General features: G+C 69.0%; 22 protein-coding genes. 11 read left to right on the plus strand and 11 right to left on the minus strand.

What is annotated here, in order from left to right:
* Positions 1-91: 91 nt before the first annotated feature.
* The gene (locus tag OX958_RS22065; RefSeq protein ID WP_270131054.1) at positions 92-1,171 is read right to left on the minus strand and encodes a C40 family peptidase; all 1,080 of its coding nucleotides are present in this window, start codon (positions 1,169-1,171) and stop codon (positions 92-94) included.
* A gap of 381 nt (positions 1,172-1,552) precedes the next feature.
* On the opposite strand from OX958_RS22065, the gene OX958_RS22070 reads away from it, so the two are divergent.
* The gene (locus tag OX958_RS22070; RefSeq protein ID WP_270131057.1) at positions 1,553-3,799 is read left to right on the plus strand and encodes a tetratricopeptide repeat protein; all 2,247 of its coding nucleotides are present in this window, start codon (positions 1,553-1,555) and stop codon (positions 3,797-3,799) included.
* Positions 3,800-3,962: 163 nt separating this feature from the next.
* On the opposite strand, the gene OX958_RS22075 is transcribed toward OX958_RS22070, so the two are convergent.
* Both OX958_RS22075 and OX958_RS22080 read right to left on the minus strand, forming a co-directional pair.
* Complete coding sequence (locus OX958_RS22075) at positions 3,963-4,202, minus strand: hypothetical protein (protein ID WP_270131059.1); 240 nt, start codon at positions 4,200-4,202, stop codon at positions 3,963-3,965.
* 104 nt (positions 4,203-4,306) lie between these two features.
* Positions 4,307-5,614 (minus strand): NYN domain-containing protein, encoded by a 1,308-nt coding sequence (locus tag OX958_RS22080; RefSeq protein WP_270131061.1) that lies wholly within the window; start codon positions 5,612-5,614, stop codon positions 4,307-4,309.
* A 216-nt stretch (positions 5,615-5,830) separates the two neighbouring features.
* Between OX958_RS22080 and OX958_RS22085 the strand changes: the two genes are divergently transcribed.
* The 4 genes from OX958_RS22085 to OX958_RS22100 all read left to right on the plus strand — a co-directional run bounded on the left by OX958_RS22085 (position 5,831) and on the right by OX958_RS22100 (position 9,355).
* Entirely contained in the window at positions 5,831-7,633 is a 1,803-nt protein-coding gene (locus tag OX958_RS22085) for a DEDD exonuclease domain-containing protein (protein ID WP_270131063.1), read from the plus strand.
* A gap of 65 nt (positions 7,634-7,698) precedes the next feature.
* Complete coding sequence (locus OX958_RS22090; RefSeq protein WP_270131064.1) at positions 7,699-8,463, plus strand: class I SAM-dependent methyltransferase; 765 nt, start codon at positions 7,699-7,701, stop codon at positions 8,461-8,463.
* 66 nt (positions 8,464-8,529) lie between these two features.
* Positions 8,530-8,985: a hypothetical protein gene (locus tag OX958_RS22095; protein WP_270131065.1), complete on the plus strand. Its 456-nt coding sequence runs from the start codon at positions 8,530-8,532 to the stop codon at positions 8,983-8,985.
* 82 nt (positions 8,986-9,067) lie between these two features.
* Complete coding sequence (locus tag OX958_RS22100) at positions 9,068-9,355, plus strand: Lrp/AsnC family transcriptional regulator (protein ID WP_270131066.1); 288 nt, start codon at positions 9,068-9,070, stop codon at positions 9,353-9,355.
* Positions 9,356-9,866: 511 nt separating this feature from the next.
* Here OX958_RS22100 and OX958_RS22105 read toward each other — a convergent pair.
* The gene (locus tag OX958_RS22105) at positions 9,867-10,103 is read right to left on the minus strand and encodes a hypothetical protein (RefSeq protein ID WP_270131067.1); all 237 of its coding nucleotides are present in this window, start codon (positions 10,101-10,103) and stop codon (positions 9,867-9,869) included.
* A gap of 1,702 nt (positions 10,104-11,805) precedes the next feature.
* Between OX958_RS22105 and OX958_RS22110 the strand changes: the two genes are divergently transcribed.
* Complete coding sequence (locus tag OX958_RS22110) at positions 11,806-12,432, plus strand: hypothetical protein (RefSeq protein ID WP_270131068.1); 627 nt, start codon at positions 11,806-11,808, stop codon at positions 12,430-12,432.
* 1,636 nt (positions 12,433-14,068) lie between these two features.
* Positions 14,069-15,103 (plus strand): hypothetical protein, encoded by a 1,035-nt coding sequence (locus OX958_RS22115; protein WP_270131070.1) that lies wholly within the window; start codon positions 14,069-14,071, stop codon positions 15,101-15,103.
* An 86-nt stretch (positions 15,104-15,189) separates the two neighbouring features.
* On the opposite strand, the gene trpD is transcribed toward OX958_RS22115, so the two are convergent.
* The 3 genes from trpD to OX958_RS22130 are packed head-to-tail and all read right to left on the minus strand — an operon-like array spanning position 15,190 to position 17,678.
* Positions 15,190-16,275, minus strand: coding sequence for an anthranilate phosphoribosyltransferase (gene trpD / locus OX958_RS22120; protein WP_270131072.1), 1,086 nt, complete (start codon positions 16,273-16,275; stop codon positions 15,190-15,192).
* Positions 16,276-16,285: 10 nt separating this feature from the next.
* Complete coding sequence (locus OX958_RS22125) at positions 16,286-16,702, minus strand: Rv3143 family two-component system response regulator (protein WP_270131074.1); 417 nt, start codon at positions 16,700-16,702, stop codon at positions 16,286-16,288.
* 58 nt (positions 16,703-16,760) lie between these two features.
* A complete protein-coding gene (locus OX958_RS22130; protein WP_270131075.1) occupies positions 16,761-17,678 on the minus strand; it encodes a cytochrome c oxidase assembly protein in 918 nt (305 codons plus the stop codon).
* A 142-nt stretch (positions 17,679-17,820) separates the two neighbouring features.
* Between OX958_RS22130 and ctaE the strand changes: the two genes are divergently transcribed.
* Genes ctaE through qcrB form a run of 4 tightly spaced genes read left to right on the plus strand, consistent with a single transcriptional unit; the run spans position 17,821 to position 22,020 of the window.
* Positions 17,821-18,423 (plus strand): aa3-type cytochrome oxidase subunit III, encoded by a 603-nt coding sequence (gene ctaE / locus OX958_RS22135; protein ID WP_270131076.1) that lies wholly within the window; start codon positions 17,821-17,823, stop codon positions 18,421-18,423.
* Positions 18,420-19,286: a cytochrome bc1 complex diheme cytochrome c subunit gene (qcrC, locus tag OX958_RS22140; protein WP_270131077.1), complete on the plus strand. Its 867-nt coding sequence runs from the start codon at positions 18,420-18,422 to the stop codon at positions 19,284-19,286. The genes ctaE and qcrC overlap by 4 nt, the downstream gene beginning before the upstream one ends.
* A gap of 17 nt (positions 19,287-19,303) precedes the next feature.
* Positions 19,304-20,341, plus strand: a complete 1,038-nt coding sequence (gene qcrA, locus OX958_RS22145; protein WP_270139125.1) for a cytochrome bc1 complex Rieske iron-sulfur subunit — start codon at positions 19,304-19,306, stop codon at positions 20,339-20,341.
* Positions 20,338-22,020 (plus strand): cytochrome bc1 complex cytochrome b subunit, encoded by a 1,683-nt coding sequence (gene qcrB, locus OX958_RS22150; RefSeq protein WP_442913215.1) that lies wholly within the window; start codon positions 20,338-20,340, stop codon positions 22,018-22,020. The genes qcrA and qcrB overlap by 4 nt, the downstream gene beginning before the upstream one ends.
* A 361-nt stretch (positions 22,021-22,381) precedes the next feature.
* On the opposite strand, the gene OX958_RS22155 is transcribed toward qcrB, so the two are convergent.
* The 4 genes from OX958_RS22155 to ctaC form a co-directional block, all read right to left on the minus strand.
* A complete protein-coding gene (locus OX958_RS22155; RefSeq protein WP_270131079.1) occupies positions 22,382-23,638 on the minus strand; it encodes a L,D-transpeptidase in 1,257 nt (418 codons plus the stop codon).
* Positions 23,639-23,792: 154 nt separating this feature from the next.
* A complete protein-coding gene (locus tag OX958_RS22160) occupies positions 23,793-24,188 on the minus strand; it encodes a cytochrome c oxidase subunit 4 (protein ID WP_270131080.1) in 396 nt (131 codons plus the stop codon).
* The gene (ctaD, locus tag OX958_RS22165) at positions 24,185-25,963 is read right to left on the minus strand and encodes an aa3-type cytochrome oxidase subunit I (RefSeq protein ID WP_442913216.1); all 1,779 of its coding nucleotides are present in this window, start codon (positions 25,961-25,963) and stop codon (positions 24,185-24,187) included. Before ctaD ends, OX958_RS22160 begins: the two co-directional genes overlap by 4 nt.
* On the minus strand, positions 25,960-26,769 hold the full coding sequence (gene ctaC / locus OX958_RS22170) for an aa3-type cytochrome oxidase subunit II (protein ID WP_442913217.1): 810 nt from the start codon (positions 26,767-26,769) through the stop codon (positions 25,960-25,962). Before ctaC ends, ctaD begins: the two co-directional genes overlap by 4 nt.
* Positions 26,770-26,859: the final 90 nt, after the last annotated feature.

Genomic DNA, 26,859 nt, shown 5'->3' on the forward strand with positions numbered 1-26,859 from the left:
CAGTGAAGCATGGGCGTGGGCAAGGACAACAAACGAACCGGCTCCGAGGGGCTGTTCCCCTCGGAGCCGTCGATCATGCGTCGAAGTGGGCTCAGCCCGGACGGACCGCGCCGACGTAGCCGCTCATGTAGTCGAGGTCGTCGGTCTTGACCGGACGGCTCGGGTTCGGCGCGTGCACCATCCGGCCGTTGCCGATGTACATCCCGACGTGGCTGATCGACGGGCTGCCGTAGAAGACCAGGTCGCCCGGCTTGAGGTCGCTCCGGCTGACCTTGCGGCCCTCGGAGTACTGCGCCTTGGAGGAGTGCGACAGCGAGACGCCGGCCTTGCCCCAGGCGTACATCGTCAGGCCGGAGCAGTCGAACCGGTCCGGACCGGTGGCGCCCCAGACGTACTTGTCGCCGAGCTGCGCCATCGCGGCGCTGACCGCGGCCCCCGCACGGCCGTTGGCCGGGACCGGGGCGTCGTTCTCGGGCTCCTCCTTCTCCTCGGAGGTGCGGTCGCCGTCGCGGGTCGGACGCTCCGCGCGGGCTTCCTCTTCTTCCTGCTCGTTCTCGGCCTGGATCCGGGCCCGCTCGGAGTCGGTCAGCTTGTCGAGGACCTTCTCGGCGGCGTCGACGTTGGCCTGCAGTTGCTTCTTCAGGGCGTCCTGCTTGCCCTGCACGGCCTGCAGCGCGGCGAGCTCGCTCTGCTCGCTGGCCTGCAGGTCGGTGAGCTTGCCCTGCGCGGACTGGAACCGGCGCAGTGCCGAGTTCTGCTGGCCGGCGAACGCCTGCGCGGTGGAGGCCTGGCTGAGGAACTGGTCGGGGTTCGTCGACAGCAGCAACTGCGCCGTCGTCGTCATCCCGGAGGTCTGGTAGCCGGCCACCGCGAGCGAACCGATCTGCTTCTTCACGCCGTCGACCTGGGCCTGCTGCTTGGCGATCCCGGCCTGCAGGGCCTTGACCCGCAACTGCGACGCGGTGATCTGGCCGCGGAGGTCGTTGGCCGCCTCACCGGCGGCTGCCGCCTTCGTGTGCAGCGCGGCCACCTGGGCCTTCGCCTGCGCCAGTGTCGGTTTCGGATCCGCGTCCGCCCCGGTCTGGATGAAGATCACTCCAGCGACGACGGCGGTGGAGGTGATGGCGGCGAGGGCAATTCCCTTGAAGCGCTTCGTGCGGCCGATGGACACAGCCCGGTCGGTCCCTTCCTCTGCTCGATGCCGTCCCCGTCAACCCACTGGTCGGTTCGACCGGTCGGTCACCCCTCGGCGCTGAATCTTCGCTGCCCGCCCGGTCTGGTCGACCGACACTGTGAGGCAACGAGGGGTAACAGTAGTAACCGATTCGTGACCGGTGCAATCCGCCCCTCTGGTTTGATCCAAACTTAACGTCGGGAAAAGCCTTGCTCGACCGCGACGCAGCGTGATCACGCCTTCTGCAGCAGCGTTCGTCCCGACACTGCTGACAGGCGTCGCGAAGCGGCCGCCCTGCTCGTTGCGTGCCCCCATGATGGCCGTCGGTCACTAGGATGGTGGTCCATACCAGGACGTCGCCGCCCGCGAAGGATGGAATTGACCGAGATCGGCCAACAGTTGCGTGCGCTTCGCCGGCGGACCGGACTGACCCAGGAAGAGCTGGCCGAGCGCTCGTCGCTGTCCGAGCGGTCGCTGCGCGATCTCGAGTCGGGACGGGTCCAGAAGCCGCGAGCGAAGTCGATCCGGCTGATCGCGAGCGCGCTGGAGCTGTCCGACGAAGAGACGCGGCAGTTGCTCGCGCTGATCGCTGACACGACTCCCCCGCCTGCGGTCGCCAAACCGCAGCCCACCAGGCTGCAGCAGCTTCCCGCCGCCGACGTGCACTTCACCGGCCGGTTCGCGGAACTGCGCGAGCTCGACGAGCTGGTCTCGGACCGTCCACCGGCCCGCATCGTCACCATCACCGCCATCGGCGGGAGCGGCAAGACCGCGTTGGCAGTGCACTGGGCCCATGGCGCGGCGGCTCGCTTCCCGGACGGCCAGCTGTATGTCGATCTGCACGGCTTCACTCCCGGCCAGACACCCCTTGATCCTGCTGAGGCGCTGGGGCGGCTGCTGACCGCACTCGATATCCCACCGGGCGATCAGCCGACCGCAGTGGAAGAACGCGCGGCCCTGTTCCGCTCGCAGATCGCGGATCGCCGCCTGCTTCTCCTGCTCGACAACGCCGCGACGGCCGAGCAGGTCAGGCCGCTGCTCCCTGGTACGCCGACCTGCGCCACCATCATCACCAGTCGCGAGCGGTTGGCCGGGCTGATCGTCCGCGACGGAGCCCGCCCGTTGTTGCTGGACGCGATGACGGTGTCCGAGGCCGGAGAGCTGCTCAGAGGCATCGTCGGGCCGGCCCAGGTCGACGGGGACCGCGGAGCGGCCGGGGAGATCATCGAGCTGTGCAGCCGGCTGCCGCTGGCGATCCGGGTGGTCGGCGCGGGGATCGCGCTCGGCGACCAACGGACCCTGCGTGAAGCCGCGGACGCCCTAGCAGCACCAGACCGCCTCGAACGTCTTTCGCTGCCTGACGACCCGGTCGCCTCGGTGCTTCCGGCCTTCCAGGTCTCCTACGACCGGCTCCCCGCCGACCTCAAGCTGCTGTTCGGCCGGCTCGGCCTGCTCCCCGGTACGACGTTCGGTCCGAACGTCGTCGCCTCCCTGATGGCTTCGGACGGTCCGGTCACCGAAGGGATGCTGCAACGGCTCGTCGCGCTCAACCTGGTACAGCCGCGCGGCGCCGGCCGCTTCGGCCTGCACGACCTGGTCAAGCTGTTCGCCCAGCGATGCTCCGGGCCGGACGAACCGGCTCTGCGGCGCTCCCTCGACTACTACCTGCAGGCCGCCGACGCCGCGAACCACTGTCTGCGGCCGTCGCGGGTCCGCACTTCGATCGACCCGCCGCTCGACGGCGTCGTGACCGAGACGTTCGGCTCCGCGGAAGCGGCCGGGCAGTGGTGCGCGGACGAGCTGACGAACCTCGCGAACGCCGTCGACCTGGCGATCAGCTCGGGTCAGTACGGGTTCGCGGCGCAGCTGCCGACGAGCATGATCGACTTCTTCGCCAGCCGGAAGGTGTGGCCGGTCTGGCTGGCGACCCATCAGCTCGGGCTGGTGGCCGCCGATCTGCTCGGCGACCAGGAACGGGAAGGAATTCTGCGCTGCGGGATCGGTGTGGCCTACCGCGAACTGCGCGAGTTCGAGCTGGCCCAGCAGTACCTCGAGGCCGCCGCCGCGATCGCCCGTGAGGGCAACCACCGGCTGCCGCTCGCCCGGGCCCTGAGCACGCTCGGCATCCTTGCGGCGGATCGCGGCCAGGACGAGCTGGCCGTCGAGTACTACGCGGAATGCGCCCGGATCGCCGAGGAGGACGGCGACGAGTACGGTGCGATGCTCGCGCTGCTGAACGCCGGTTTCCTGCACCTCCGCAGCGAGCACCTCGATCGGGCGAGGAACGCGTTCGAACAGGTCCTGCCGATGGGCCGCCGGCTCCAGGCCGCCGAGGTCGAGACGGCCTGCATGGGTGCCCTGGCCGAGATCCTGCGGCTCAGCGGCGAGCCCGCCCAGGCGCTCGATCTGTTCCGCGAGAGCGCTGCGCTGGCGGAGCGGACCAACAACCCGAACGGCCAGATCAGCGGCCACGAGGCTGCCGCCAGGACGCTGGTACAGCTCGGCCGGATCCCCGAAGCGAGATCGGCCTACCTGTCGGCTCTGCAGATCGCCGAGGACCTCGGCGATCCTCGCCGGCTCGACCTCCAGACAGCTCTCGATCAGTTGGCGCAGGCCGGGCCCTGACTGGTTCCGGCCGTCAGTGGCCACTCAGGCGTCCCCAGCTCGTGTCCCGCATCGTCGTCTCCCCGGTCGATGTTCACTGACTCAGGAAGAAGCTATGAGGGCGCGACTGTGCGTAACAGGCGGATGACCGGCAGTTCTCAGGCAGTCGGGGTCGGTCTGCCGGTCAGGCCGAACCGGCAGCGGCTTGTGGACCCGTCCGGTCCCGCGGATCGACGCTGTCCACGGCGTGCACCAGCCGCAGCGGCGGCACCAGACCGGACTGGGCCAGTACGCCGAGCGCGGCCAGCTCTTCGTCGTCCACGCGCAGCGAACTCTGCTCGGGCGGCATCCCGAGCACCACGCTGACCACGCAGTCGCCGCAGCCGGGACCTCTCATCACACACGCGTCGCAGTCGATCAGCACAACGTCCTCCAAGGTGGGGAAGCACCCGGACTTGCATCCGGCTGAGAAGGACGCTAGAGAACCCCACCGACAGTTTCCGTCGGCAGGCCGGACCACGGCCCGGTTCAGCCCCGGGCGATGCGGTTGATCAGAGTCGTTGCGGACAAGGCCCGGGCCCCCATCGTGCCGGTGCTCTCGGCAACTTCACGGTCGGTGGAGACGACCACGATCGGGCGGCCCGGCGGCTCGGCCCGGACCAGTTGCCTGATCACCTCGTCGGCGATCACGCCGGCCGGGCTGAAGCGGACGCGTACGCCGCGCGGCGAGTTCAGCTGCACCGGACCGGACAGTTCGGCGCCGTCGAAGACCACCGTCACCTCGATCCGCCGCTGCGCCACCAGGGCACCGAGCGCCGTGACGAGCCGCTGGCGCTGGGAATGCAACGGAGTGGTCGGCCACGCGGTCTTGGTGACGTTGTAGCCGTCGATGATCAGGTGGACCTGCGGTAGCGCCAGCAGTTCGTCGAACAGCGCGGGATCGTCGGCAGGCGCAGTACGGCCGACGGGGGCGGTCGCGGGCTCCACCCCCGCGACGGTGTCGGCAGGGCGGAGGTCTCCCCCTGGCGGCAGGGTGAGCTCGCGACGGAGCCCTCCTGCTGCCTCGACCAGCGTGTCCAGCAGCAGGCGGGTGCGGGTCGAGGCCAGCTCGCGCTCCTGGCCCGCCGTCCGGCGGGCCGCGTGCTCGACGGCTTCCAGTTCGGTGATGCGGGCGCGAAGCTTGCGCAGCTCACGGTCGACCTCGGCGCGAGCGGCGTCGACGCGCTGGTCGGCGGTCGCCGCCTCGGTGGTGCGCAGTTCGAGATCGGTCTGCAGGCCGGCGATGCGCTGGCGGGCATCGTTGAGCTTGCGGCGCAGCGTGACGTTCTCGGCCTTCAGCTCGGTGACCTGCTCACGCAGCCGCTCGCGCACCTGGCGGGTCTCGGTCCGGGCCTGGTCGAGCTGGTCGTGCAGCCGCGCGAGAGCGTCCTCGTCGACCGCCGGCTTCTCGGGCGGCAACTGGGCGGCGTCGGCGACCCGCTGCTCCCAGTCGTCGGGGCGCAGCAGGTAGGCCAGCGCGGCCACCTCGGTCGGCTCAGCGGCCGGTACGGCGAGGCCGTCGGCGACCGCGTCGCCGAGCTCGGGGTGCTCGCGGCGTACCTCGAAGGCGACCAGCTTGCGGAAGTGGTCGTCGGTCTCCAGGATCGGGCCGAGCACCGAGGCGGACAGCTTCGCGCGCTTGCCGGGCGCGAAACTGGCGAACCGCCGCAGCGGGGGTGGGATGTCTGTCGCGGGCAACTGCCCCAGCGCCTGGGCGGCCAGGTTCAGAACCCGTTGCCGGACGGGTTCGGGCAAGGTGGTGGCAGCGGAGCTCGCGGCGGTGCCTGCCTCAGCCACCGGTCCGCAGTCCGGTCGGAACGGCCCCCTGGCACAGCCAGTGATGCAGACCACAGTGCCGGGGCACAGCACCCGGAATCACGGTGATCGCTTGTGTACCCATGACTGAAGCGTAGTCGGTGCCACGCCGTCAGCCACGTCGTTTGATCAAAGGCGGCGCACCGCGGCCGCGTGTCCGGTCCGGAATTGTCGGTGGCGGCTTCTAGCGTCTTCGCCATGACCAGCCCACTGCCGGATCGCGCCGCTGCCCCGGCGTCCGGACCGGTGTCGCCGATCCGTGGTGTGCAGCCGAGCTTCGACGATCTCGGCACGCCGTTGCGCGACGTCACCTTCTGCGTCGTCGACCTGGAGACGACCGGCGGGGCGCCGGGCGAGTCGGGGATCACCGAGATCGGCGCGGTGAAGGTGCGGGCCGGTGAGCTGGTCGCCGAGTTCCAGTCGCTGGTCAACCCGGTCGATCCGATCCCGCCGTTCATCGCGGTGCTGACCGGGATCACCGACGGAATGGTTGCCTCGTCACCGCGGATCGAGTCGGTGCTGCCGGCCTTCCTCGAGTTCGCCCGCGGCTGTGTGCTGGTGGCGCACAACGCGCCGTTCGACGTCGGCTTCCTCAAGCACGACACCCAGGTGCACGGCTACGACTGGCCCGACTTCGTCGTCGTCGACACCGCGACACTGGCCCGCCGGGTGCTGAGCCCGGACGAGACGCCGAACTGCAAACTCGGCACGCTGGCGAAGCTGTTCCGGACCACGGTCACGCCGAACCACCGGGCGCTGTCCGACGCGCGCGCCACGGTCGACGTACTGCACGGCCTGTTCGAGCGGGTCGGCTCGCTGGGCGTTCAGACGCTGGAGGATCTGCAGACGTTCTCGTCGCGGGTGGCGCCGCAGGTGCGGGCGAAGCGGCATCTGGCCGAGTCGTTGCCGCACGCCCCTGGGGTCTACCTGTTCACCGACGATCGCGGCGAGGTGCTGTACGTCGGCAAGTCGAAGGACCTGCGCACCCGGGTCCGGTCCTACTTCACCGCGTCCGAGCAACGCACCCGGATCGGCGAGATGATCGGGATCGCCTCCGGGGTCCGCGGAATCGAGTGCGGGACGGCGCTCGAGGCGGAGATCCGCGAGCTGCGGCTGATCGCGGAGCACAAACCGCGCTACAACCGGCGCTCCAAGTTCCCCGAGCGGCAGCACTGGCTGAAGGTCACCGTCGAGCCGTTCCCGCGGCTGTCGCTGGTGAAGCAGGTGCGCGACGACGAAGCGGGGTACCTCGGACCCTTCACCTCGCGCAAGACGGCCGAACGCGCGATGGCGGCACTGCACGAGGCGTTCCCGATCCGGCAGTGCACCGCCCGGATGTCGAAGACGCCGCAGGGATCGCCTTGTGTGCTGGCCGAGATCGGCCGGTGCGTGGCGCCTTGTGACGGGCGGATCTCGCCGGAGGCCTACGCGCCGTACGTGACCGGTTTGCGCTCCGCCCTGACCGACGATCCGGCGGCCGTGGTGGCCGCGCTCGATCGCCGGATCGACGTCCTGGCTGCCGACGAGCGGTTCGAGGATGCCGCCGTGCAACGTGAGCGGTTGAGCGCGTTCGTCCGCGGCAGCGCGAAGATGCAACGGATGTCCTCGTTGACCGGTTGCGCGGAGATCTGCGCGGCGAAGCGCACCGACGACGGCGGCTGGGAGCTGCACGTGATCCGCCGCGGGCGGCTTGCGGCCGCGGGGATCAGCCCGCGCGGCACCGATCCCCGCCGGTACCTCGAGATGCTCCGGGCCTCCGCCGAGACGGTGCTGCCCGGTATCGGGCCGGTCGCCTCGGCCACGCCGGAGGAGATCGAGCTGGTACTGCGCTGGCTCGACTCCCCCGGCATCCGCCTGGTCGAGATGGACGGCACCTGGACCTGCCCCGTCGGCGGGGCCGGGCGGCATGTGGCCCGCCTCGACAACTCGCACTCCGACGCCCATCACCACCCGAGCGAACGCCGCCGCCGGATGCGTCCGCTCGGTGCCGTTGCGCGCTGACCCCGGAGCGTTCCCGCTTCGGAATGAACTGGCGACCTCGGGACCACCGTGCAACGGTTCGGTTCATGGAACCTGCTGACTTCTACTCCGGCATCGTCGTCGACGCCTACGCCAAGCTGAAGTCGACCAGCTTCGACGCCGAGCCGTACCTCAGGTTCGTGCAGGCGCACGGGGAGCCAGGGCTGGAGATCGGCTGTGGCGACGGAGAGCCGCTGCTTGACCTGTGCGCCGCGGGACTCGAGGTGGAGGGTGTCGACTCGTCCGGTGACATGGTCGAACGCTGCCGTCAGAACGCGGCCCGGCGGGGAATCGGCGTTCAGGTCTTCCACCAGCGGGTGCAGGAACTGAGGCTGGACCGCCGGTACGCCTCGATCTACTTCGCCGGGCCCACCTTCAATCTTCTGGCCGACGACGGCACCGCTCTGCGGGCGCTGGTGGCGATCCGCGCGCACCTGACCGACGACGGAGCGGCGTTGATCCCACTGTGGGTGCCGGACCCCACGCCGGCTGACGAACTCGGCGTCACCCGCGCCACGAACGACGAGGCTGACGTCGAGCTTCGGTACACCCCACTGTCCGAGAGCTATGACGTGGAGCGCCGCACTCGAGTCACCACCGCGCGGTACGAGCGCATCACCGCTCAGGGCACCGAGCTCGCGGACCGGGAGTGGGTCGTTCACTGGCACACCCCGAGCTCGTTCCGCCGTCTGTGCGCCGATGCCGGGCTCCAGGTGGCCGGGTTGGTCGACGATGACACCGGCGGGCTCGCCGCTGAGGGCTCGACCAGCTTCACGGCGACCGTCCGGCGCTCGGCGGAGGCTCGGCGATGAGGCGTGGTCTCAGGACTCGATCCGGTCAGGTGCCCGATCCGGCGTGTGTCAGGCAGAGTTGGTCCCGTGACTGATCCGTTCCAGTTCTTCACGCCCTCGCACCTGCACACCGGCGGTTCGGCGTACCGGGCTCCGGCGGAGGCGGTCGAGAGCTGGCGGAAGCTGGCCGAGGAGGTGCGGCGCGAGCTGGACCGGATGGGGTTCCCGGCGTCCGTCGTACCGGGGGGTGATCCGAAGGGGCTGCCGCCCGGCGCGCACATCTGGGTCAACGCGATCGAGCCGTTCGGGGTGACGCTGGACTGGGATCCGCCGGTGACCGGCAGTCCGGAGTACCTGGAGAAGGTGCTCACGCAGGACATGACCAGTGGGTTGTTCTCCTATGTGGTGACCGCCTCGGAGATCATCGCGCGGGCGTTGTGCAGCGTGCTCGAGGAGGCGGGGTTCAAGGTGCTGATCGACCATGCCGAGGGACGGATGTACAACTACCGGGTGCTGGAGGCTCCCCGGTTCCCGAAGATCTGAACCGGCGTACGGCGTGCTGGGGCCGGGGGTGGGCGGCACTATGCTTCAGCGCGGTAGAGGCTGGTTTCGAGGAGAGGACGACATGGTCACCGCGATCGTGTTCATCAAGGCCGACGTCGCACGCATCCCGGAGGTCGCCGAGCAGGTGGCCGCGATCGAGGGGGTCAGCGAGGTGTACTCGGTGACCGGCGGGCTGGACCTGATCGCGATGGTCCGGGTGGCGCACCACGACGACCTCGCCTCCGTCATCCCCGACCACGTGAACCGGGTGCCCGGCGTGCTGAGCACCGAGACCCACATCGCCTTCCGCGCCTACTCCACCCACGACCTGGAGGCCGCCTTCAGCCTCGGTGAGGAACAAGGTTTCTGAGGGGCAATTCGGACGGGCTGACTGACACGCGCTGAAGTTACGGTGAACGCATGAGCAACCCTCCCGCCGGCTGGTATCCGGACCCCACCGGACAGCCCGACACCATTCGCTGGTGGAACGGGACGCAGTGGACCAACCGCACCGAGCGAGACGAACCGGACCCGGACGCTTCGGTGGACTCCGGTACTGCGGCTGACTCGGGTGCTGGGTCGAGCGCTGGCTCCGGTGCTGGCTCGGGTGCTGTTGGGTCGACGGGCACGTCGGCTGCGGCCAAGCCCTCGTCGACCGGGTCCACGCCCGCCGAGCTGCCTTCGACCGGGCCGGCCTCGGGTGATTCGATGGGGTCCGGTTCCTCGGCGGACGCCTCGACCACGTCCGGCGCTTCGGACCCGTCCGGCTCCTCGGCGGACGCCGACTCCAGCGCGTCGACGGACCCGGCTTCTGGTTTGTCGCCCGCCGAGAAGGCCAAGTCGACCTGGATGGCACCCACCGAGGTACCGGCCGCCGCGGGTCACTGGACCCAGCGCCCGCTGCCGCCGGAGGACGCCGAGCCGATCACTCGTGAGGAAGCCGAGGCGGCCCAGCAGACCGGCTGGAAGCTGCAGTTGGCGCCGAACTCGAGCAGTACTGAGCCTGATCCGGCTCCTGAGCCGAAGACCGAGTCGTGGTCGGCGACCAACTGGACGGAACCACCCAAGGTCGCGCCGACGCCGAAAGATCCGGCACCGTCGGGTGATTCCGATGTCACGCAGGTCATTCCCACGGCTGTTGGTGGGGCGGAGGGCTCAGGTCAGCAGGACGACACCCAGGTCAACGCTTCTGACGCGGAGGCTACTCAGGTTGCGCCGTCGGGTGCGCAGGGTGGAGCTGCGGACGCTGATGGAGCGGCGCAGTCGGGCGGTGAGCAGGCTAGTACGAGCCCGTGGGCCGCTGGCGACGATCTGATCGCTTCAAACCCTGTCGATAAATCGCAGGGCGGATCAGTTGCGCCGACGACCTCTGGAGAGCAGGTCGGTACCTCCCACTGGGGCGAGCCTGCGGGGCAGCAGACAGGTGGCGAGGGGTGGGGCGCGTCCGGCGCCGAGCAGCCGAACACCCCGGCTTGGGGCACAGCTGATGCTGCGCAGACTGGCGCGGAGAGCGGTAACTCCAGTACCCAAGCAACCGATGGCTGGGGTGCTTCTGGTCCGCAGCCAACGAGCGGCGACGGCCGGGGTGCTGCTGGTCCGCAACCGACGGGCGGCGACGGCTGGGATGCGTCCGGTCCGCAACCGACAGGCGGGGACCGCTGGGGTAGCTCCGTCCCTGAGCAGCAGCCAGGTGTCGAAGGCCAAAGCTCCTCCCCCGCTTGGCAGTCGGGGAGCGACGGTTGGGGTGCGGCTGACACGCAGCAGCCCGCTCCTGCCGCTTCCAGCTCACCGCAGATGGATGCCGGCGATACTCCTGCCTCGCAGCAGTCCGGGGGCGGCGGTTGGACAGCGTCCGGCACGCAGCCGCCCGCTGACAACTCCGGCGCCTCCACCACGCAGGAGTCGGACGCCGCCGGGTGGGGCACCGCTGCTGGCCCACAGCAACCAGCCAACGGCGGCTGGGGCACCGCTGCCTGGCCGCAGACGGGTGCTGACGGCCAAGGCGGGTCTGCCGCGCCGCAGTCTGGTGGTGACGGCTGGAGCGGGCCGGGCCCGCAGCAGACCGGTGGTGACGGCTGGAGCGCGTCTGGCACGCAGCAAGGCGACAGCCCGACTTGGGGCACGTCTGCTTCGCCGCAGAACGGCGCGGAGGGCTGGGGCACGTCTGCCTCGCCGCAGACAGGTGCTGACGGCCAAGGCGGGTCTGCCGCGCCGCAGACTGGCAGCGGGACCTGGGGCGCATCCGCGTCACCGCAGACAGATGCTGACGGCCCAGGCCGGTCTGCCGCGCCGCAGTCTGGTGGCGATGGCTGGAGCGCGTCTGGCACGCAGCAAGGTGGCAGCACGACTTGGGGCGCATCGGCTTCGCCACAGACAGGTGCAGAGGGCTGGAGTCCGACTGCTTCGCCGCAGGGCGGCGCTGACGGTCAGGGCGGGGCCGGGCCGCAGTCGGGTGGCGGTTGGGGTGGCTCTGGCGTCCAGCAAACTGGTGATGTTTGGGGAAGCTCGGGGACTCAGCAGACGAGTGGTGATGGCTGGGCGACGGACGGCGTACAGGCTGATGCGGGGCCGTGGGGTAGTTCTGCGGCGCAGCAGACGGCTGGGCAGACCGGCAACCAGTGGGGTTCGACTGGGCAGCAGCAGAGCGGTGCGCCTTGGCAGGCGGCAGAGGTTTCGCCGTGGCAGGGCGGCGGTGACGGTCCGCACGGTGGTGGGACGCGGAAGGGCAAGGGCGGTGGGGACGGCGGCGGAGGCGGTACGAACAAGACTCCGTTCATCATCGGCGGCGCCATCGCACTCGTCCTCTTGATCGTCGTGGGCGTGTTCCTCATCACCAACTTCGGCGACAGGCAGAGCGCCGACCCGGAGCCGACCCCGCAGCCGACCGGCAGCGCACCGACGACCGCCGGCACCGGAGCCGGCCAGTCGAAGAACCCCGAACTGCACGAGGGTGAGCGGATCAGCTCGGACGCGATCTCGTTCCCCCGCCAGTCCGGCGACTGGTCCGACCGCAAGCGGCTGATCAAGCAACTGGTGAACTCGAGCGGGCAGTACATCACTCTGCAGACGGACTTCGACGGCAAGAACGACTGGTACGCCGACATGTTCGTCGGCGGGCTCAGCAACGCGACGCCGTTCAACGGCGACCCGAAGGCGACCGCGACGACGCTGCTCGGTCAGGTCCACAAGGCCGCGTACGGCAACATCCCGGTCACGTTCAAGGCGCTGCAGAGCGGACCGGTCAAGCGCTCGGACAAGGCAGGCTGGTACTTCAAGGAGACCGTCACGGCGAAGTCGCCCAAGGTGACCTCGGTGCTCGTGCTGACCGTCGCGGTCTTCGACCTCGGCGACGGTACCGCCGTCGCCTACATCAGCGACATCCCCGTCAACCGGCCGGATCTCAGGGCGGTCGAGAGCAAGGTCTACGAGGGAATCAACGTTGGCTGAGAACGAGAACACCCCGCCCCGCCCGCCCGCGCGCCACAGCGCGCCGCCGCCACCTCCTGCTGATCGGCCGGAGCCGGCTGGTGGCAGCTGGTTCTCTTCGGAAGAGTCGGCAGAGGCGCCGGTAGCTGGCGACTCTCTCTCCGCAGACGTTTCTGGCGAGCCGGAAGCTGTTGATGGGCCAGGCGGTGGGGATCCGCTGCTGGGTCAGTCGCGGGCACCTGCGCCGCCGCCTCCGCCGCCGTTGTCCTACCGGGGTGCTGGTGCGGTTCAGCCGGGTAACGCGGGTGGTGGACAGGTACCGCAGGCGCAGCAGGCGGATGGTGCTCAGTCGCAGCGGGCGGATGGTGCTCAGCCGCAGCAGGCACAGCGGGCGCAGAATGGTCCGGCGCAGCAGGCGGATGGTGCTCAGGCACAGCGCGCGCAGAGTGGTCAGGCGCAGCAGACGGATGCGGGTCAGGCGCAGGCTGGTCAGGCACCTCGGCGGGGTGTCGACGGTGAGGCGACGCAGTACGAGGGTGAGGGGCAGGTAGGGCCGTACGGTCCGCCGCCGCAGGCTGATCGTCGGCGGCCCGGTCCGCTGGGTCGACCGGCTCAGGGTCAGGGTGGTTCGTCGCCGTCGCCGTCGTCGTCGCCGTCGTCGCAGTCGTCGCCGTCTCCGCAGTCGTCGCCGTCGCCGCAGCCGTCGTCGCCGGTGCCGGGTTCGCCGGGTTCGCCGGGTTCGCCGGGTTCGCCGGGTTCGCCGGGTTCGCAAAGGCAATCGGATCCGCAGAGTTCGACGGAACCGCGCGATGGTGGTCGGCAGACTCAAGCGGGGCCGTACGGGCCTAGTTCGCAGGCGGCGGTAGGGCCGACTGGTCCGGGTCAGGTTGGTCCTGGCGGGCAAGGTGATTCCGCGCGCGGTGGGCCTTATCGGCAAGGTGGTCCGGAGCAGGTTGGGCCCTCTGGGCAAGGTGGTCAGCAGCCTGGCGGGCCTTACGTTCAAGACGGTTCGAGGCAGCCTGGACCTTATGGCCAAGGCAACTCGGCGGGGCAGCCTCGGCCAGTTGGACAAGGCGGTTCTGGGCAGAGTGGGCCGTACGGCCAGCCAGGTCCTGGGCAACGCGGGACCAACGCGCAAGGTGGTCCGGGGCAAAGCGGGCACAACCCGCCAACCAGTCCGGGACGGGGCGGGCCGAACCCGCAGGGTGGTCCGGGACAAGGCGGACCCAACGCGCGAGGTGGTCCGGGACAAGGCGGACCCAACGCGCAGGGTGGTCTGCGGCAGAGCGGGCCGTCTGCGCAGGGTGGTTCGCGGCAGCTTGAGCCGTATGGGCAGGGTGTTCCGAGCCAGCCGGGGGCGTATAACCGAGGTGTTTCGGGGCCGCCAGGGTTTTCCGTTCAAGGCGTGCCTGGACAGTCGGGGGTGTCTGCTGAAGGAGCGCCCGGTCAGCCAGGCGCGCCTGCTCAAGGCACGCCCGGTCAGCCAGGCGATTCTGCTCAAGGCGGGTCTGGGCAGCCGGGGGTGTTTGCGCACGGCGTACCTGGACAGCAGGCGGGGTACGGGACGCCGGGTGGGACTGTGGGTGGGCCGGGACCTTATGGGCCACCGCCCGCTCAAGGAGCTGGGCATCCCGGGAGTGGCTGGCAGCAGCAGACGTTGAGTGGTGGGAGCACCCCGCCGGGTGGTGGGCAGATGCCGGGCGGCCGGATCGCCCATGGCGCCGGGATGCCGGACCCCAGCAGGCCGAGCGCAGCAGATGGTCCGCAGCGGGGCGGGGACGGCGAGGCGCCGTACGGCGGACGGGATGTGCCGTATGCGGGGCCGGACGTGCCGCGCGGTGGGCGAGGCGTGCCGTACGCGGGGCCGGATGCGCAGTACGGCGGGCGGGATGTCCCGTACTCCGATGGCGACAACGCGTACGGGATCGTCGACGAGGCGGCTTACGCGCGGGAGCGCGGGGGCGGTGATGGTGGGCGCGGCGGTCGGTTGGTGGGGGCCGTGGGGCTGGTGGTGGGGGCTCTGGTGGTGACCGGGCTCAGTGTGCAGTGGATCTGGGACAAGGCGGACGCCGTCACGCCGGTTTCGTTGCCGTCAGCAAACTCGACTCCGTTGGCCACGGTCAGCCCGTCGGCGATTCCGACGAAGCCGCCGCCACCGCGCGGGCGGGTGGTCGGGGCGAGCATTGTTGCCTTCAACAACGACACGATGCCGTTGCTGACCTCGGCCTGGCGGGACAACGGCGGTACGGACCGGATCGGGCTGCTGGGTGGCGCGTCGGCGTGGTTGACCGTGCACGACAAGTACGACGGCAAGAAGAGCTGGGGCAACTACGTCGCCTTCGGCGGGCTGGGCGAGAAGGTCAAGTACGTGAACACGCCCGCCGGGCGGAAGGCCGCGACCATTCAGGCGGCGACGACGGCGCTGGTCGAGCTGTACGACCAGAACGTGCAGTTCATCGGCAAGGCCGTCCATACCCCGGGGACCGTCGCGGGGCATCCGTCGCACGAGTTGAGCATCAAGGTGGTGGTGAAGATCCCGAAGCTCGCGGAGACCTTCTCCAACGTCCTGGTCACCGTGATCGACCGCGGCGACGGCACCGCCGCCGTCGCGATCGGCGACATCGCCGGCAGTACCTCGGAGCAGGTCGCCGACTGGCGCGCCAAGGTCCAGGAGATCAAGATCGGCGGCTGATCCGCGGCCCCGAACTGCCCTTCACTACAGCGGAAAGCCCGCCTCCCAGAACCACGGAGGCGGGCTTTCCCAGCACAGCACGGAACCTACGAACGCACCTCGGCACAGGCCACGACCCAGCGATCCAGCACGTTCCTGGCCTCACCGGAGTCGATCGCCTCGGCGGCCCGGTCCATCCCGGCGCGGATCCGCGCGACCAGCGGTCCGGTACTGCCCTCGTGCGCGGCCAGCGCGGCACCCGCGTTCAGCAGTACGACGTCGCGCACCGGCCCGGGCTCGCCGTCCAGCAGCGCCCACACCACCTTCGCGTTGAACGCCGCGTCCCCACCCCGCAACGACTCCGCCGACGCGGGCGCGATCCCCAGCTCCCGCGGATCCAGTGTTTCCGGCCCGTCGACCACCCCGCGTCCGACCGTCCACACCTGCGAGGTCGTCCGGGTGGTCAGTTCGTCCAGCCCGTCGTCGCCGTGGAAGACCAGCGCGTCGATCCCCCGCCGGGCCAGTACGCCGGCCATCAGCCCGGCGACCCGCCCGTCCCCGACGCCGACGGCCTGCGCCGACGGGTTGCCCGGGTTGGCCAGCGGCCCCAGCAGGTTGAACGTGGTCGGCACCCCGAGTTCACGACGCGGTACGGCGGCGTGCCGCAGCGCCGGGTGGAACGCGGGAGCGAAGCAGAACGTGATTCCGGCCCGCTCCCCCACCTCCGCGACCTGCGCGGCAGTGAGATTGAGCGGGATACCCAGTTCCTCGAGCACGTCCGCGGCACCACAGGCCGACGAGGCCGCCCGGTTGCCGTGCTTGAGCACCTTCGCCCCGGCCCCGGCGGCGACGATCGCCGACATCGTGGAAATGTTCACAGTGTGCGCTTGGTCACCACCGGTCCCGACGACATCCAGCGTCCGGCCCGGTACGTCGATCCGGGTCGCGAACTCGCGCATCGTCGCGACCATGCCCTCGACCTCGGTCACCGTCTCGCCCTTGGAACGCAGAGCGATGACGAACCCCGCCAGCTGGGCGGGAGAGGCGGCGCCGGAGAGGATCTGCTCCATCGCCCACGCGGTCGCGGTGGCGTCGAGATCCTCGTGCCGCAGCAACGGGTTGAGCACCTGCGACCAGGTCAGCGCACGCCCGCCAGGCGTAGTACCGGCGGGTGAATCCAGCGGGGCGGCCATAGCGCCCGGCTCAGGTGGTCGCGGGCAGCTTGGCGACCCGCTGCCGGAGCAGGTCGGCCGTCGCCTCGGCGAGCCGGATCGGGTCGATCGGGTGCGCTACGGTCGCCTCGGCTCGGGACCAGGTCGCCAGCCACGCATCCTGCGGGCGGCCGATCAGCACCAGGATCGGCGGGCACTGGAAAATCTCGTCCTTGAGTTGGCGGGCGATCCCCAGCCCGCCGGCCGGCACGGCCTCGCCGTCCAGGATCACCAGGTCGATACCGCCGGCGTCCATCAGCTTGATCACGGCCGGCTCGGTCGCACACTCGAAGTACTCGACCTCGGGTACGTCGGTGGCAGGCCGCTTCCCGAGGGCCAGCCGGACGGACTCCCGCGTGGTGCGGTCGTCGCTGTAGACCAGCACCTTCAGCGGACGCTCTGAGCTCATCGATTCATCCCAAGCTGTGTGTCTGTGACGAGTGGACATACGGGCAACACCGCGAATGCTACCGGGGAGCCTGGTCGGCCCTGCGCGCCTGTTCCTCCAACCGGTCGAGCCGGCGGTCCTCCCGCTTGGCTTCCCGCTGTGACTGGCGCACCCACTGGACGAACAGGACGCCGAAGAAGATCAGCCCGATGATGTCACCGGACCCCCAGAGCAGACCGCCGGCGATGTACTGGTCGTGCTGCGGTGACGGCGGCCAGGCGCGGCCGAAGCTGGTGTACCAGTCCTCCGCGATCAGCCGGTTCGCGGACATGATCGTGATCCCGAGGAACGCGTGGAAGGGCAGCGTCAGGAAGGTCAGGATCAGCCGGAACGGGTAGATCACCCGGCCGGGCACCGGGTCCAGGCCGAGCAGCGGCCAGAAGAACAGCGCGCCGACCGCGATGAAGTGCACGTGCAGCAGGTCGTGGAGCACCGTCGAGCGCAGGGTCGCGTCGTACCAGCCGCTGAAGTAGAGCGCCCACGGGCTCAGCACGAACAGGGTGAAGCCGATCATCGGGAAGCAGATCACCTTGGCGAAGCCGGAGTGCAGCACGGAGAGCAACCAGCCGCGTGGCTTCCGTGGCAGCGTGCGCAGGGCGAGCGTCACCGGCGCGCCGAGCGCCATCGCCAGCGGCGTGAACATCGACAGGATCATGTGCTGGCCCATGTGCACGCTCAGCAGCACGGTGTCGTAGGTGCCCAGCGCCGACTGGGTGGCGATCACGGCGCTGCCCAGGCCGAGGCCGACGAAGGCGAAGGTCCGGCCGCGGGACCAGTCGTCGCCTCGCGCGCGCAGCCGGTGTACGCCGTACAGGTAGAGAGCGCCGACCACGACCAGCACCGTCAGCAGCACCGGTTCGAAGGTCCAGGCGGTCAGCAGCCTGAGCGCGGTGAACGGCTCGATCTGGTCGCCGGGCTCGGCGTGGAGGGGAAGCACCTGTCCACAGTAAGAACATGTTGTCGCCGACATGCATGGGGGTGGGCGTGCCGCCGGATCCACGGACCGACATAATGACGCCGTGGCCACTGCAACCGCGCTCCCAGCGTCTCGTGAACACGGACACCACGACCGTCCCAGCATGGTCAGTGTCGGCACGATCGTCTGGCTCTCGAGCGAACTGATGTTCTTCGCCGCCCTGTTCGCGGCGTACTTCACCATCCGGTCGGTAACGACCGCTGCCGCGGGATCGGGGGTGGAGTCGCTCTGGGACGCGTCCACCGAGATGCTGAACATCCCGTTCGCGGCGATCAACACGACGATCCTGGTGCTGTCCTCGGTGACCTGTCAGCTGGGCGTGTTCGCCGCCGAGCACGGCAAGGCCGGCCGGACCGGCTCGGTCGCCAACATCCGCGCCTGGGGCATGCGTGAGTGGTTCATCCTCACCTACCTGATGGGCGCGGTCTTCATCGCCGGGCAGGTGACCGAGTACGCGACCCTGATCCACGAGGGGATGACGATCTCGTCGTCGGCGTACGGGTCGGTGTTCTACCTGACCACCGGGTTCCACGGTCTGCACGTGACCGGCGGCCTCATCGCTTTCGTGTTCGTCCTCGCCCGGACGTACATGGCACGTAAGTTCACCCACGAACAGGCTGTCTCGGCGATCGTCGTGTCCTACTACTGGCACTTCGTCGATGTGGTCTGGATCGCCCTGTTCGCGACCATCTACCTGCTCAAATGAGTGAGAAGAGAATTTCCTTGTCACCGGCGCGCTTCCTCTCCGCGCGACGACGGCACCGGTCAGCCGGCCTCGTCGTGCTCTTGTTCGGCCTCCTGGCAGTGGGCTCCGTGTACGCCGCGTTCGCCCCTGACACCGCGGTGGCCGACAACTCGGCCCAGTCCCAGCAGATCGAAGAGGGCAAGAAGCTCTTCGCGGTCGGCTGTGCGAGCTGTCACGGTCTGAACGCCGAAGGCGGTGGCAACGGCGAGGGCAAACTGGCCGGCCCGTCGCTGATCGGCGTCGGCGCGGCCGCGGTCGACTTCCAGGTCGGCACCGGCCGGATGCCGGCCATGCAGCCGGGTGCGCAGATCCCGCGCAAGACCCCGACCTACACCCCGGCCGAGATCGAGGCGCTGGCGGCGTACGTCGCCTCCCTCGCCCCCGGCCCGGCGGTTCCGGCCGAGGACTCGTACGACATCAGCAAGGTCACCGACGAGCAGGTCACCCGCGGTGGCGAGCTGTTCCGGACCAACTGCACGGCGTGCCACAACTTCGCCGGCAAGGGTGGCGCGCTGCCGAACGGCCGCTACGCCCCGTCGCTGATGAACGTCGACCCCAAGCACATCTACGAGGCCATGCTCACCGGCCCGCAGCAGATGCCGGTCTTCTCCGACCAGGTCCTGCAGCCGGACGACAAGCGTGACGTGATCGCGTACCTGCACGCGCTGCAGGAGCAGAAGGACCCGGGTGGCTTCGGTCTCGGCCGCCTCGGCCCGGTCTCCGAGGGTCTGTGGGGCTGGCTGGTCGGTATCGGCCTGCTCGTCGGTATGTCGGTCTGGATCGGCGCCAAGGGTGTCAAGGCCAAGGGAGCGCAGGCGAAGTGAGTGACGAGAAGCCGAACCTGCCCGCGGTTCCCGCGGAACAGGGTCACGACAACCAGGTAGTGCTGGCAGAGCCGATCCCGGACCCCGGGATCGAGCCGCACGAACTGCGCATCACCGACATCGACCCGAAGGCCGCTGACCGGGTCGAGCGCCAGGTCGCGACCATGTTCGGCCTGGCCGGCCTGCTCGCGCTGGGTTCGTGCGTCGCCTACTTCGCGATCCCGCGCGACGCGATCCTCGAGTTCGGGCCGCTGAGCGGCAACGCGAACAACCTCGCCATCGGCGTCTGCCTCGGCCTCGGGCTGTTCCTGATCGGCGCCGGCGCGATCCAGTGGGCCAAGAAGCTGATGGTCGACACCGAGGTCGCCGAGGAGCGCCACGAGGCGCACTCCTCGCCGCAGCAGAAGTCCGAGATCATGGAGGCCTTCCAGCAGGGCGCCGAGGAGTCGGGCTTCGGCCGTCGCAAGCTGATCCGCCGCTCGCTGATCGGCGCGATGGCGCTGCTCGGCCTGCCGGCCATCGTCCTGCTGCGCGACCTGGGCCCGCTGCCCGGCCGCAAGCTCTACGACACCATCTGGGCCAAGGGCATCCGGGTCGTGAACGACGTCACGCTTCGCCCGATCAAGCCCTCCGACCTGGTCGTCGGCCAGCTGGTCAACGCCGCTCCGGCGAACCTGCAGCCGATCCAGGAGGAGAGCCCGGTCGAGTACCAGAACGCCAAGGCCAAGGCCGCCGTGATCGTCGTCCGGATCGCTCCGAACGAGATCCGGACGCCGGCCGGGCGGGAGAACTGGGGCATCGACGGCATCCTGTGCTACTCCAAGATCTGCACCCACGTGGGCTGCCCGATCTCCCTGTACGAGCAGACCACGCACCACGTGCTCTGCCCGTGCCACCAGTCGACGTTCGACCTGGCCGACGGTGCCAAGGTGATCTTCGGCCCCGCGGCCCGTCCGCTGCCCCAGCTACCATTGGCTGTGGATGCAGAGGGCTACCTTGTCGCGCAGAGCGGCTTCACCGAGCCGGTCGGCCCGAGCTTCTGGGAACGAGGGTGACAACCGTGTCCGACAAAGACTTTCCACCGCCGGTCAAGTGGGCCGACGACCGCCTCGGCATCGGGAAGATCGGCAAGAAGAACCTACGCAAGGTCTTCCCCGACCACTGGTCCTTCATGCTCGGCGAGATCGCGCTCTACAGCTTCATCATCCTGCTGCTGACCGGTGTCTTCCTGACCCTGTGGTTCCGGCCGTCGATGGCCGAGGTCGAGTACCAGGGTTCCTACAGCCTGCTCAAGGGCCTGCACATGTCGGAGGCCTACGCCTCCACGCTGGACATCTCGTTCGACGTCCGCGGCGGTCTGCTGATGCGGCAGATCCACCACTGGGCGGCGGTGCTGTTCGTCGCCTCGATGATGGTCCACCTGCTCCGCATCTTCTTCACCGGCGCGTTCCGCAAGCCGCGTGAGCTGAACTGGCTGATCGGCTTCGGGATGCTGTTCCTCGGCATCATCGAGGGCTTCATCGGCTACGGCCTGCCGGACGACCTGCTGTCCGGTACCGGTCTGCGGATCACCCAGGGCATGATCCAGGCGTCGCCGGTGGTCGGCACGTACATGTCGTTCTTCATCTTCGGCGGCGAGTTCCCCGGCGACGACTTCGTCTCCCGGTTCTTCACCGTGCACGTGCTGCTGATCCCGGGGCTGATCCTGGCCCTGGTCACGGCGCACCTGTTCCTGGTCGTCTACCACAAGCACACGCAGTACCCGGGTCCCGGCCGGACCGAGAAGAACGTCGTCGGCTACCCGCTGATGCCGGTCTACATGGCCAAGGCCGGTGGCTTCTTCTTCGTCGTCTTCGGCATCACCGCCCTGATGGGCGCGCTGCTGCAGATCAACCCGGTGTGGCTGTACGGCCCGTACAACCCGGCCGAGGTGACCGCAGGCTCCCAGCCCGACTGGTACATGGGCTGGCTGGAGGGCTCCGTGCGCCTGATGCCGGGATTCGAGTCGGAGTTCTGGGGCGTCACGCTCAGCTGGAACCTGCTGATACCCGCGCTGATCATCCCGCCGGCGTTCGTCACCCTGGTCGCCCTGTATCCGTTCATCGAGAGCTGGATCACCGGCGACAAGCGCGAACACCACCTGCTGGACCGGCCGCGCAACGTGCCGACCCGGACCGGGATCGGCGCCGCGTTCATCACCTTCTACGGCCTGCTGTGGATCGGTGGTGGAAACGACCTGATCGCCATCCACTTCGGCCTCTCGCTGAACAGCGTGACCTGGTTCCTGCGGTTCGCGGTCTTCCTCGGCCCGATCTTCGCGTTCTGGGTCACCCGGCGGATCGCTATCTCGCTGCAGCGCGCGGACAACGACCGCCTGCTGCACGGCCTGGAGTCCGGCATCATCGTCCGGACGCCGGAGGGCGAGTACTACGAGAAGCACACCCCGATCTCGAAGTACGAGGCCTACGAGCTGACCGCTCGCGACCGGACCCTGCCGCTGGAGATCGGCCCGGAGACGGACGACAACGGCGTACGGGCTCCCAAGCGGGCGCTGCGGAAGCTGCGGGCCAAGCTGTCGGAGTTCTACTTCGCCGACGCGGTCCAGAAGCCGACGGCGGCCGAGATCGCCGAGGCCCACGCGCACGGTCACCACGACGAGCACGAGCCCATCGAAGGCGTGACCGGCACGGTCGAGCTCGACGAGGGCACCTCACGCGAGGCAACCCGGCACTGATCGACAGCACTGAAACGAAGGCCCCGGCTTGTTGCCGGGGCCTTCGTTCGTTTGGAGGCTGTTGGACCAGGAGGCGGTGGTTGTTGGACCGGGAAGCGGCGGTGGGGCGTCTGAGGGGCGTTTCTGGGCTGCTGAGGCGGTGTGAGGTGCTGGGCGTGGAGTGACGCACCCCGTCGCTGAGAGGGTCGGAAGACTCACGCAGAAGGCCCTCCCGCCGGACGCGGGAGGGCCTTCGCAAGACGCGGGACTGCTGTACACCTGATTGGCTTGACGAGCCGACTCGCCGTTGCGTCAGGCGAACGCAGAAGCCCGCAGCGCACAGCGCCACGCAGGAGCGATCCAGGGGCAGGCGCGGGAGGGACTAGGCGAGCGCCGAGCCGGCCTTGTACTTCGCCCAGGTGTCGTTCCAGTCGGTCCAGCCGTTGCCGGGCTCCATGCCGCGGGTGGTGCCGGTGACGACGACGGGGTCTCCGCGCAGGGTCTGGGAGAAGTACCACTGGCCGTCCTTGAGGGACATGCCGATGCAGCCGTGGCTGACGTTGTCGCGGCCCTGGGCGCCGCCTGACCACGGGGCACCGTGGATGAACTCGCCGGAGCTGGTGACCCGCTGGGCCCACTTCACGTCGTGGATGTCGTAGTACTCCGGATCGCCGGGCTTGATACCGACGGTCCGGGCGTCCATCCGCTTGGTGGGGTACTTCTCCATGATGACCTTGGTGCCACTGCGGGTGGTGAAGCCGGTCTTGCCCGCGGTGATCGGCATCGTCCGGGCGAGCTTCCCGTTGATCACGACCGTCATCGTGTGCTTCTTGACGTCGATCTTGGTGATCACCGACTTGCCGATGCTGAAGTCGATCTTGCGGCTGGCGGCGCCCCAGATGTTGCCGCCGGCGTTGACGCCCTGGGTGGCGATGTCGACCGAGACCTTGACGCCGGCCGGCCAGTACGTCTTCGGGCGGTAGTTGACCTGCTTGCTGTTCAGCCAGTGCCAGCTGCCCTCGACCGGGACCGAGGAGGTCACGGTGAGGCGCCTCTCGACCGCGGCCCGGTCCTTGACCGGCTTGTTCCAGAAGATCTGGATCGGCATCGCGACGCCGACGGTCTCGCCGTTCAGCGGGGCGACCGACGCCTTCAGGTTCCCGGCCGCCGCGAGCGTCCTGAAGTTCGAGTTGATCGGGACGCTGTTGCCGTCGCTGCCCTTCGCCGTACCGGTCAGCGTGTACTTCGCTCCGGGCTTCAGCTCGGGGTCAGAGGTCCAGACCGACTTGTCGTCGTTGAGCTTGCCGTCGACCTTGCCGCCGGTGGAGTCCTTCAGCGTCACGTCGGACAGTTCGCCACCGGGGCTGGTCACGGTGACCGGCTTGTCCGGTCGGACCGCGGCCGCGCCCTTGGCCGGGACGATCTGCACGTTCGCCGCGGCCGGGTCGCCGGACGGCGTCGAACTGGGGCTCGGCGTTTCGGAGGAGCCCGGGGTACTGGGGCTGGTGGCGCCCGGCGAGTTGCCGGTGGACGGAGCCGGATCGGCCGCCTTCGTGTCGCTGCAGGCGGTGCCGACCAGCAGCATCGCGCAGATCCCCGCCACGGCAAGACCGTGCTTCCGGACCGTACTACTCAACACTCGTGCTCCCCAGGTGTAACGATCAGCAACCGCGCAAGCCTAGCTCGCGGGTTGGTCATACCCACGCACTGAGTTCGTCACCAGTACGGCGGACCACCACGGCCCGCTGTACTGATGACGTCCGGAGAGCCGGAAAAGTTGGCCCAGCGGGTGTTCAGTGAGCGTGATCACCACGGTAGTACTCGAACACCCAGCCACTCAGCGTGATGATCCCGATCGCGGAGCCGGCGATGAACAGCCACCAGCCGAAGACCAGTCCGAGCACGATCACCGACAGCGTCAGCGCGCACCACAGCGGCCACCACGAGTACGGCGGGAAGAACCCCAGCTCACCGGCGCCCTCGGCGATCTCGGCTTCCTTGCGGTCCTCCGGCCGGGCGTCCATCTTGCGGCCGGTGATGGCCAGGTAGTAGGCCACCAGCAGCGACAGGAAGAACGTCATCACCAGTGCGGTGGTGCCGGTGGGGTCCTCGGACATGATCCAGTAGATCGGCGTCACGATCAGGACGAACACCGTCAGGACGCCGAAGACCCAGGCCTCCGCCTTCATGCCTTACCCTCTCCGTCCGCGCCGTTGCCGGCCGCGATGTTGCGTTCCAGGTTCTCGACCCGGCCCTGGTCCTCACCGGCGTCCAGCAGGTTGTCCCGGCCGGCTCCGCTGTCCGGGTACTCCGCCAGCGCGATCTCCGGGTGGTGCAGGTCGAACGCGGGGCTCTCCGACCGGATCCGCGGCAGCTTGACGAAGTTGTGCCGAGGCGGCGGGGAACTGGTCGCCCACTCCAGCGAGCGGCCCCAGCCCCACGGGTCGTCGACGCCGACGAGCGGCGCCTTCCGCGACTTGTAGACGTTGTAGAAGAACGGCAGCATCGACAGGCCGAGCACGAAGGCGCCGACGCTGGAGACCTCGTTCAGCGTGGTGAAGCCCTCGTTCGCCCCGTACGACGCGTAGCGGCGCGGCATGCCCTCGACGCCCAGCCAGTGCTGCACCAGGAACGTGGTGTGGAAGCCGACGAACAGCAGCCAGAAGTGCAGCTTGCCGAGCTTCTCGTCGAGCATCCGGCCGGTCATCTTCGGCCACCAGAAGTAGAAGCCCGCGAACATCGCGAACACCACCGTGCCGAACACCACGTAGTGGAAGTGCGCCACCACGAAGTACGAGTCGGACAGCTGGTAGTCCAGCGCCGGCGACGCCAGGATGACGCCGGTCAGGCCGCCGAACAGGAAGGTGGTGAGGAAGCCGACCGACCACAGCATCGGGGTGTCGAACGAGACCGATCCGCCCCACATGGTGCCGATCCAGTTGAAGAACTTCACCCCGGTCGGGACCGCGATCAGGAACGTCATGAAGGAGAAGAACGGCAGGTTCACCGCGCCGGTGACGAACATGTGGTGTGCCCACACCGCCACCGAGAGGACCGCGATCCACAGCGTCGCGCCGACCAGGCCGATGTAGCCGAAGACCGGCTTGCGGCTGAAGACCGGCAGGATCTCGGTGATGATGCCGAAGAACGGCAGCGCGATGATGTAGACCTCGGGGTGCCCGAAGAACCAGAACAGGTGCTGCCACAGCAGTGGGCCGCCGTTGGCGGCGTCGAAGACGTGTGCCCCGAGGGCGCGATCCGCCTCCAGCATCAGCAGCGCGCCGGCCAGGATCGGGAACGCGATCAGCACCAGGATCGAGGTGACCAGGATGTTCCAGGTGAAGATCGGCATCCGGAACATCGTCATGCCGGGCGCGCGCATGGTGATGATCGTGGTGACGAAGTTGACCGCGCCGAGGATGGTACCGAGACCGGCCATCCACAGGCCCATGATCCACAGGTCGCCACCGACGCCCGGCGAACGGACCTCGTTCGACAGCGGCGCGTAGGCGAACCAGCCGAAGTCGGCCGCCCCACCGGGGGTGAAGAAGCCGGAGACCGTGATCAGTCCACCGAACAGGAACAGCCAGAAGCTGAACATGTTGAGCCGCGGGAACGCGACGTCGGGGGCGCCGATCTGGACCGGCATGATCACGTTCGCGAAGCCGACGAACAGCGGCGTCGCGAACAGCAGCAGCATGATCGTGCCGTGCATCGTGAAGAGCTGGTTGTAGACCTCTTCGTTCACGATCTGCAGGCCCGGCTTGGCCAGCTCGGCGCGGATCAGCAGCGCCATCACGCCGCCGATCAGGAAGAACGCGAACGAGGTGATCAGGTACAGGTGGCCGATCAGCTTGTGGTCGGTGGTGGTGAGCCACTTGACCGCGAGCTGGCCCTTGCTACGCCGCCTGGGCAGCGCGGTCGAGGCACCGATGGCGCCCGTGCGCTCGGCGAAGTCGGTCACTTCTCGCCCTCCTGCTCACCCTGGCCGGAAATGGTGGTCGAGTCCTCGCCACCGGTCGCGGCGCCGGTCTGGCCCTTGGCGGCCAGCTCCCGCAGGTGTGCCTGGTACTCGTCGGCGGTGACCACCTTGACGGTGAAGACCATCCGGCTGTGGTAGAGACCGCACAGCTCCGCGCACTTGCCCGCGAAGGTGCCGGTCTTGGTCGGGGTCAGCTCGAGCTTGTTGGTCCGGCCCGGGATCACGTCGAGCTTGAAGTAGAAGGCCGGCACCCAGAAGGAGTGGATGACGTCCGGCGAGGTCAGGTCGAACTGCACCGACTCGTTCACCGGCAACCACAGCACCGCGGGCTTGTCCAGCGTTCCGGTCTCCCAGACGCCTTCGTTGCCGTCGACGGTCTCCTTGTAGTTGAAGGTCCACTGCCACTGCTGGCCGACCACGTTGATCGTGTGCGCCGGGTTGTCCGACATCGCGGTGATCTTGTTGCCGTTCTCCACGGTGTAGAAGAACAGCACGCCGATGACCGCGAACGGCGCGAGGGTGTAGAGGACCTCGAGCGGCAGGTTGTAGCGGGTCTGCCGGGGGGCGTCCTCGTTGCGCCGGCGGAACCGGACCGAGGCGTACAGGATCAGGCCCCAGGTGAGGACACCGATCACCAGCGCGGCGATCCAGGCGCCGATCCAGAGGCTTCTGACTGCCTCGGTCCGGTCGGATGCGCCCTCGGGCAGACCGAGTCGTTTCCACTGCTCGGTGGTTTCCGACGAGCAGGCGGTCAGCACCAGGGTGCCTACCGCTACTGACGTCGCCACCAGCAGGCGTCGCTTCGCCGGACGTACCGCGGCGCGGGCCCTCTTCAGACCTGCTGCGCGCACCACTCCGGGCGTGCCGTTCGAACCCAC

It is taken from the genome of Kribbella sp. CA-293567, assembly GCF_027627575.1.
Classification (GTDB): Bacteria; Actinomycetota; Actinomycetes; order Propionibacteriales; family Kribbellaceae; genus Kribbella.

What these genes read in the sequence shown, in the direction of transcription:
- OX958_RS22085 (WP_270131063.1), top strand. Translation starts at nt 5,831, where the DNA reads ATGACCAGCCCACTGCCGGATCGCGCCGCTGCCCCGGCGTCCGGACCG.
- OX958_RS22090 (WP_270131064.1), top strand. Translation starts at nt 7,699, where the DNA reads ATGGAACCTGCTGACTTCTACTCCGGCATCGTCGTCGACGCCTACGCC.
- OX958_RS22100 (WP_270131066.1), top strand. Translation starts at nt 9,068, where the DNA reads ATGGTCACCGCGATCGTGTTCATCAAGGCCGACGTCGCACGCATCCCG.
- trpD (WP_270131072.1), bottom strand. Translation starts at nt 16,275, where the DNA reads ATGGCCGCCCCGCTGGATTCACCCGCCGGTACTACGCCTGGCGGGCGT.
- OX958_RS22125 (WP_270131074.1), bottom strand. Translation starts at nt 16,702, where the DNA reads ATGAGCTCAGAGCGTCCGCTGAAGGTGCTGGTCTACAGCGACGACCGC.
- ctaE (WP_270131076.1), top strand. Translation starts at nt 17,821, where the DNA reads ATGGTCAGTGTCGGCACGATCGTCTGGCTCTCGAGCGAACTGATGTTC.
- qcrC (WP_270131077.1), top strand. Translation starts at nt 18,420, where the DNA reads ATGAGTGAGAAGAGAATTTCCTTGTCACCGGCGCGCTTCCTCTCCGCG.
- OX958_RS22160 (WP_270131080.1), bottom strand. Translation starts at nt 24,188, where the DNA reads ATGAAGGCGGAGGCCTGGGTCTTCGGCGTCCTGACGGTGTTCGTCCTG.